Annotated in this window: 9 protein-coding genes; 3 read left to right on the top strand and 6 right to left on the bottom strand. The window is 64.3% G+C overall.

The genetic code is table 11. The features are described 5' to 3' along the window. Together KBY71_RS14475 and KBY71_RS14480 are read left to right on the top strand one after the other, a co-directional pair. The coding region (locus KBY71_RS14475; protein WP_254929596.1) for an ATP-binding cassette domain-containing protein at positions 1-392 on the top strand (392 nt) is incomplete at its 5' end. Next, positions 385-1,278 (top strand): metal ABC transporter permease, encoded by an 894-nt coding sequence (locus KBY71_RS14480; protein WP_254929597.1) that lies wholly within the window; start codon positions 385-387, stop codon positions 1,276-1,278. The genes KBY71_RS14475 and KBY71_RS14480, both read left to right, overlap by 8 nt. Here the strand turns inward: KBY71_RS14480 and KBY71_RS14485 are convergent. From KBY71_RS14485 to KBY71_RS14505, 5 genes are read right to left on the bottom strand one after another with little or no spacing between them, the layout of a single operon-like run. Continuing rightward, the gene (locus KBY71_RS14485; RefSeq protein WP_181468387.1) at positions 1,187-2,065 is read right to left on the bottom strand and encodes an alpha/beta fold hydrolase; all 879 of its coding nucleotides are present in this window, start codon (positions 2,063-2,065) and stop codon (positions 1,187-1,189) included. The genes KBY71_RS14480 and KBY71_RS14485 overlap by 92 nt on opposite strands. Positions 2,066-2,085: 20 nt before the next feature. Further along, positions 2,086-2,796 carry a phosphoesterase gene (locus tag KBY71_RS14490; protein ID WP_254929598.1) on the bottom strand — a complete coding sequence of 237 codons (711 nt, stop codon included), beginning with the start codon at positions 2,794-2,796 and terminating at the stop codon, positions 2,086-2,088. Beyond that, complete coding sequence (locus KBY71_RS14495; RefSeq protein WP_254929599.1) at positions 2,796-3,617, bottom strand: metallophosphoesterase; 822 nt, start codon at positions 3,615-3,617, stop codon at positions 2,796-2,798. The genes KBY71_RS14490 and KBY71_RS14495 overlap by 1 nt, the downstream gene beginning before the upstream one ends. A gap of 5 nt (positions 3,618-3,622) precedes the next feature. Then, positions 3,623-4,372 (bottom strand): GTP-binding protein, encoded by a 750-nt coding sequence (locus tag KBY71_RS14500; protein WP_254929600.1) that lies wholly within the window; start codon positions 4,370-4,372, stop codon positions 3,623-3,625. Beyond that, entirely contained in the window at positions 4,369-5,379 is a 1,011-nt protein-coding gene (locus KBY71_RS14505) for a GTP-binding protein (protein ID WP_254929601.1), read from the bottom strand. Before KBY71_RS14505 ends, KBY71_RS14500 begins: the two co-directional genes overlap by 4 nt. Before the next feature lie 138 nt (positions 5,380-5,517). Here KBY71_RS14505 and KBY71_RS14510 point away from each other — a divergent pair, with 138 nt between their 5' ends. After that, entirely contained in the window at positions 5,518-5,715 is a 198-nt protein-coding gene (locus tag KBY71_RS14510) for a hypothetical protein (RefSeq protein ID WP_254929602.1), read from the top strand. Between the two features lie 186 nt (positions 5,716-5,901). Here KBY71_RS14510 and KBY71_RS14515 read toward each other — a convergent pair. Continuing rightward, the coding region (locus tag KBY71_RS14515) for a PIN domain-containing protein (protein ID WP_254929603.1) at positions 5,902-6,205 on the bottom strand (304 nt) is incomplete at its 5' end.

Consider the following 6,205-nt stretch of genomic DNA (forward strand, 5'->3'; position numbering starts at 1 on the left):
AGCGCACCGGCTGCCAGGACCTGGCAGAACGCCGGCTCAGCGAGCTATCTGGCGGTCAGCTCAAGCGGGTGTTGCTGGCCTTCTGTGTGGTGCGGCCCCGCCAGTTGCTGGTGCTCGATGAGGCTCAGGCGGGGCTGGATGCCCCCAGCAGTGAGCAGTTCCAGGAGCTGCTGCTGGATCTGCGCCGCCAGGAAGGCTGGACCGTGCTGCAGGTGTCGCACGATCTGGAGATGGTGCGCCGCAGCTGTGATCAGGTGTTGTGCTTAAACCGCCGCCTGCGTTGCAGCGGTGCCCCCGACCATGCCCTCAGTGCGGCGCGGCTGGCCGAGCTCTATGGCCCCAATGTGGTGCCTTACCGCCATAACCATGCCGGGATTGCTGGCCATGGCTGATGCCGCAGGCTTGCTGGAGATTGTTGGCCAGCCCTTCATGCAGCGGGCCCTGCTCGGCGGCTTGCTTACCGGCGCCCTAGGTGGGCTATTGGGCAGTTTCGCGGTGCTGCGTCAGCTCTCGTTCTTCAGCGATGCCCTCGGTCATTCCGCCCTGCTGGGCATCAGCCTGGGAATCCTGCTGGGGGTCAATCCCACCCTGGTGCTGATCCCTTTCGCGGTGGTGTTCGCCCTGCTGGTGAACCAGCTGGTGGCCCGCAGCGGCCTGCCGGCAGACGCCCTGCTGAACATCGTGTATTCCACCTCCCTGGCCTTTGCGGTGGTGGCCCTGAGCTTGGTGGAGACCTACCGCGGCGGCATCCAGCAGCTGCTGTTCGGCGACATCCTCGGCATCAGCTGGAGCGATCTGGTGGTGATCGGCCTGCTGCTGCTTGGTGCATTGGTCTATCTCGCCTTGAGCCTGCGGGCCCAGGTGCTGCTCACCCTCAACAGCGATCTCGCCGGAGCCTTCGGGGTGGGGGCCAACCGTCACCGCCTGATCTTCATCGTGCTGCTGGCGGTGGTGGTGGCGGTGTCAATCAAAGCGGTGGGGGTGCTGCTGATCAGCGCCTTTGTGGTGATCCCTGCCTGCGGGGGGCGGCTCGTGAGCCGCCACTTCCCGCTCTATGCCCTTGCCTCTGCCACCTTGGGCGGCGGCTGTGCATTGCTGGGCCTACTGGGCTCAGGCCTCACCAACCTGCCCTCCGGTCCGTGTGTGGTGATCGTGCAATTTGCAGGATTCCTGCTGGCGCTGCTGGTCAGCCAGCAGACACGCAACTCTCCAGCAGTTGCCGTGCCAGTAGGGCCCCAAATTCCTGGTGCAGCCCCAGTCGACCAGGAATCACGCTGAGCTGATCAGCCGCCTCCCAGGCCAGAACCTCCATCTCTTTCTTTGAGCGCGGCGGAGCCTCAGCCGCCAGCACCACCTGCAGCGGGCATTTGAGCAACCGCGCCTGCTGCAGCCACCAGGTGCGATCACCTACCGGATCAAGGCCACCGCTCACGAAGGCCACGCTGGCAAAGCGCGCTCCGGGGCGGCGGGCAAGAAGCTGCTGTTCGCGGATCCGAGCCGGTGTCAGCAGGGCGGGGGCGACCCAGACATGACGCCGCAGCATCAGGCGCAGCACCATTCGGCTGGTGTTGAGCCGGTAGAGCGCCGGGCCGATGCATGGTGCTGCCACAAGACTCCGCAGCCAGTTGAACTGCTGCTGCGGCAAGCCGGTCATCGTCGGCAGGGGCCCGCGCCAGGTGGGGGCCACCAGCACAAGCTCCTGCCACAGCCCAGACCATTCGGTGGCCAGCCCCAGGGCCACCGAGGCACTGTGGCCGGCGGCAACCACAATTGGCAGCTGACGGGTTGTGGTGCGGAGGTAGGAGAGCACGGCCTGCAGCGCCGAGCGCAGCAGGGCGGCGTCGTAGGCAATCGCTGGCCGGTCACTGTCGCCGAAACCGGGCCAGTCGAAGCTCACCAGCTGGCGCCGATCGCCCATCACATTCGCAAAGGCTTTCCATTCACCGCGGCTCGACACGGTGCTCAGCGCCGGCAGCAGCAACCAAAGGGGGGCCGCCGCAGGCCCCCGGCGCTCCAGCACCAAGCGCAGCTGTCGGCCGGCCAGGTCAACCTGCAGGGTCTCCAAAGTCCCCCCCAGCTGCGGGGTCATGCAAACCCCCGCGCCCGCTCCTGGGACCTGCTGCCGGCGGCAAGAAAGTCAAAGCGATCAGTGCCGGGGTCGTAGATGGTGTAGTGGACTCCAGCCCCGATGCCGATCACCTGGCGCTTTGGAACGCTCTGCTGCTGGTGCCGTTGGCCCTCCAGATCCCGCACCTGCGACTCAATGCCGCCGCCAGTGAGTTCGATGCTGAACTGCTGGCCGCTGCGCGCCGTGAACAGCCGGTTCACCTCCATGCGGGTGAGCCGATCAAGCAACAACAGCGGTGAGCTGTCCGGGCCCAGGCTGTCTTCCACGGTGGCCGAGCTGCCATGCAGCAGGGCGCAGTCGAGCTCGATGAAGCCGAACTGCAGCTCCGCCAGCCAGCCCATGTGGCCAGGATCCACGGCCTGGAGCAGGGCATCCACGGCCGTCTCCCCCTGGCTGAGGCGCAGGGCATCGGCTCGCCGCCCGCCCCGGTAGCCCCGTTCGGCCAACAGCTGGTCCTCCCACCAGCCATATAGGCACTGCGGCCGCAGTTCGCCACGACGCGGCTGCTGCAACCGGCTCAGCAGGGCATCGCAATTCCGTGCCGGACCGATCACATCCCCCAACACAAATAGGGTGTCCACCCGCCGGGTGTGGCGCAGATCTTCCTGGATGGCCTCATAGGCCTCCAGATCTCCGCGCAGACCACTTATTAAGGCCCAGCGTGCCATCAGCGCTCACACACGTGGCTGGCGTCATCGGCCCGCTCGGCGTACTCGAAGCCATGGCGCAGGCGCCACGCGAAGATCGCCGGCAGGCCGGATTCGACGATGGCCCGGCAGGTGCGCTCCACGTCGTAGGCCACCTCCCGGATCTCAACGGTTCCCGTCTGCTCGTCGTGAATCACGTAGGTGGCGTTGGTGTTGCCATGGCGCGGCTCACCCACCGAGCCGGCGTTGATGATGCGGCGCACCGGCAAATTGATTTCTCTTTCTTCAGATGGGCCGCCGCTGGCTACACCTTCCTGCACGCGCACCCGGATCGATCCATCCCGCAGCTCCCGCACATAGGGATGATGGGTATGACCACAGAACAGGGTGTCGGCTTCGGCGGTTTCGACCCGCTCCAGCGCCGCGAAGGCATCCATGTTGGGCAGCAGGTATTCGTGCTGACTGTTGGGACTGCCATGGACGAACAGCAGCCGATCGCGCCGCAGCGACATCGGCAGGTTGGCAAGAAAATCCTTGTTCTCCTCGCTCAGCTGATCGGCCGTCCACTGATGGGCCAGATGGCCTCGCCTTTCCGCCAGCTGGGAGGGGTAGCTGCAGTCGCAGGCGTTGAGGCCTTCGATGATGTCCTCATCCCAGCAGCCCTGGCAGGTGGGGATGGCGCGCTGACGGATTAACTCCACCACCTCATTGGGCTGGGGGCCGTAGCCCACCAGATCGCCCAGGCAGGTGATGGTGTCGATGCCCTGTTGGTCGATGTCGGCGAGCACGGCCTCCAGGGCGGCGTGGTTGGCGTGCAGGCAGGAGATCACGGCGTGGGCCATGGCGATCAGGCGGAAGGGAATGAATGGGGCAGGGCTTGGCTGAGCAGGCAGTCGGCGAGGGTCACCTCGATGGCGGCGGGATCGAGGCCCTTGCCCTGTACCACCAGGCGGGAAAGGCGCTCCGGGCGACCGTCAGGCGGGGCAAGCGCCTGGAGCGGCAGAAACTGGGAGCCCTCCTGGCTCACCATCCAGTTGCAGAAGAAGGCCCGGCCATCCGGCAGGTTCATTAGGGCCTTGGCGCGGTACACATCGCCATAGGCGCCGTTCACCAGTTCAAACCAGAAGCTGCTCAGGCTGGCCGGATCCCACACACTCCCAGCCAGGTTCCTTTCCCAGGCCTGCAAACTGCTGAAATCCAGGGTGTCCTGGCGGGGCAAGGCGGTATCTCGCCCGAAGTGCAAATGCTCGTCGGGCTTGAGATGCAATGCCTCCAGTTGGGGAATCACGCGCCGGTCCACCCCACCAAGACCCGATTCCGTCGGCGGCTGGAACTGGGGTAGTTCAATCAGCGCCAGAAGGTGCTCCGGCCTTGGTGCCAGGGCCTGATCGAGATCGGCCAGATCCAGCAGCCTCGGGCACTGGTCCTGCAGGTAGGCCAGATCGATACCGCCGTCAGGCGCCTGGGCGAGCCCTTCGTCGGGGTAGCCGGCCAGCCGCAGATACCCGCATGGGCCTCGATGAGCCTGGACCCGCTTCAGGATCCAGCTGGTTTTACCGCAGCCAGGCGGTCCAGAGATCAGCAGGGTCTGGCTCATGGCAGCGCTACGCAGGCCTCGAGCTGGGCCTTAAGCGTTGCCTGGTCAATGCCCTTGCCGATCACCACCACTTTGGTGTGGCGCTCTGAGCCATCGGGCCAGTCGGAGTCATCGATCGTGAAGCGCTTGCCGCAGAGGTGAAACAAATGGCGCCGCTCGCTTTCGCGGAACCAGAGCACCCCTTTGGCGCGAAACACCGATTCAGGCAGCTGGATGTCAAGGAAGTGCTGGAAGCGCCGCAGATCGAACGGCGCGTCCACCGCCAGGCTCACGGAACTGAAGCCCTCCAGCTCCGGGGTGTGGGGATGGTGGTGATGCTCGTGGTGGTGGTGATCCCCGTGGTTGTGATGTTGTTCATGGGCATCTTCCTGGGCCTGGAGCGATGCCAGGCGATCAGTTTCAAACAACCCCACGCTCAGCAGCAGGCCCAAGGGAACATCACCGCGGCTGGCCCGCAGAATTCGTGCGTCGGTTTTGATCGCCCGCAGCTCGGCCTCAACCTCCTTCAGCCGTTGCTCATCCACTAGGTCGGCTTTGTTGAGCAGAAGGATGTCGCCATACACCACCTGGGCGCGAGCGATCGGGCTTTCGAGAGCTGTGACGCTGAAGTGTTCGGCATCGATCACGGTGATGATCGAATCGAGCCGCAGCCGATCGCGCAGGTCCCCGGCCATGAACGTCATGGCCACGGGAAGCGGATCGGCTAGGCCGGTGGTTTCCACCACGATCAGATCCAGTGGCTCGGGGCGTTCGAGCACCCGATGCACCGCCTCCTGCAGCTCCCCATTGATCGAGCAGCAGATGCAGCCGTTGCTGAGCTCCACCATCTGATCACTGGTGGCCACCACGAGCTCGTTGTCGATCCCCACCTCACCGAATTCATTGACCAGCACGGCGCTGCGCAGCCCCTGCTGGTTGCTGAGGATGTGGTTAAGCAGGGTGGTCTTACCAGCGCCGAGGAAGCCGGTGAGCAGGGTGACGGGCACCTGAACGACCTGCTGACCCATCTACCCACCCATTGCTGAGAACGGTTCTCATTCTGACTGATCGATGGCCCCTTTGGCCAGGGATTTCGGCAGTCCAGCGGTTGCTGGTCCAGAGGGCCTGGCAGTGGCAGATTGTGCACATGCACACAAACATGCTCGATGTCCACGCCTGAGCGCCATTGCACCTCCAGCCGCGAGGGCAAGGTGATGCTGTCCTGCTGGATCCCTGAGAAGCTGCGCCAGGAGCTGGATCGTGTGTGGGCCGAGAAGGGCCTGCGTCCCCATGGGAGAACGCAGAACGGCATGGAGCAGATGATCCACAACTTCCTGCAAGGCCAGGCGGTGAGAGACCAGTAGTCGAATCACCGACCCCTGACCTGCACACCGATCACCCCCGCGCCGGGTGAGCTAGTCACGCTGAACTTTGGACCCCATGCCAGAAGAACCATTAATGCTCGTTATCAAATCACCTCGCCTCTGATGCAGGCAGTAGTGATAGTGGAATTGGAAGATGCAAATGGCATGACCCATCTCGACGACAAGTCAACTGTTCAAGTAGATCTCCACCGTGCGAGTTGTCCACGTGGCGATACCGCTGCCAAAGAAGTCTTGGTCCTCCGTCCAAATGGCGCACTCCAGTTGCAGGCCAAGCGCTAGTGCAGGCCAGTCATCAGCATCGCGGATTCTGGCCAGCGCCTCCGCTCGAGCTGACTCGAGTGCCGTGTCCTCCACCAGCTGAACAACACGCATCAAACTGAGCAGGGCTTCTGCGCAGAGCACTTCATCGAGGTTCTTTTCTCTGGCGAGATCAGCGATGTAGCCCGCCGCCTCGGCGACATTGGCTTCC

The organism is Cyanobium sp. T1B-Tous (assembly GCF_024345475.1).
In the GTDB taxonomy this organism is placed as follows: domain Bacteria; phylum Cyanobacteriota; class Cyanobacteriia; order PCC-6307; family Cyanobiaceae; genus Cyanobium_A.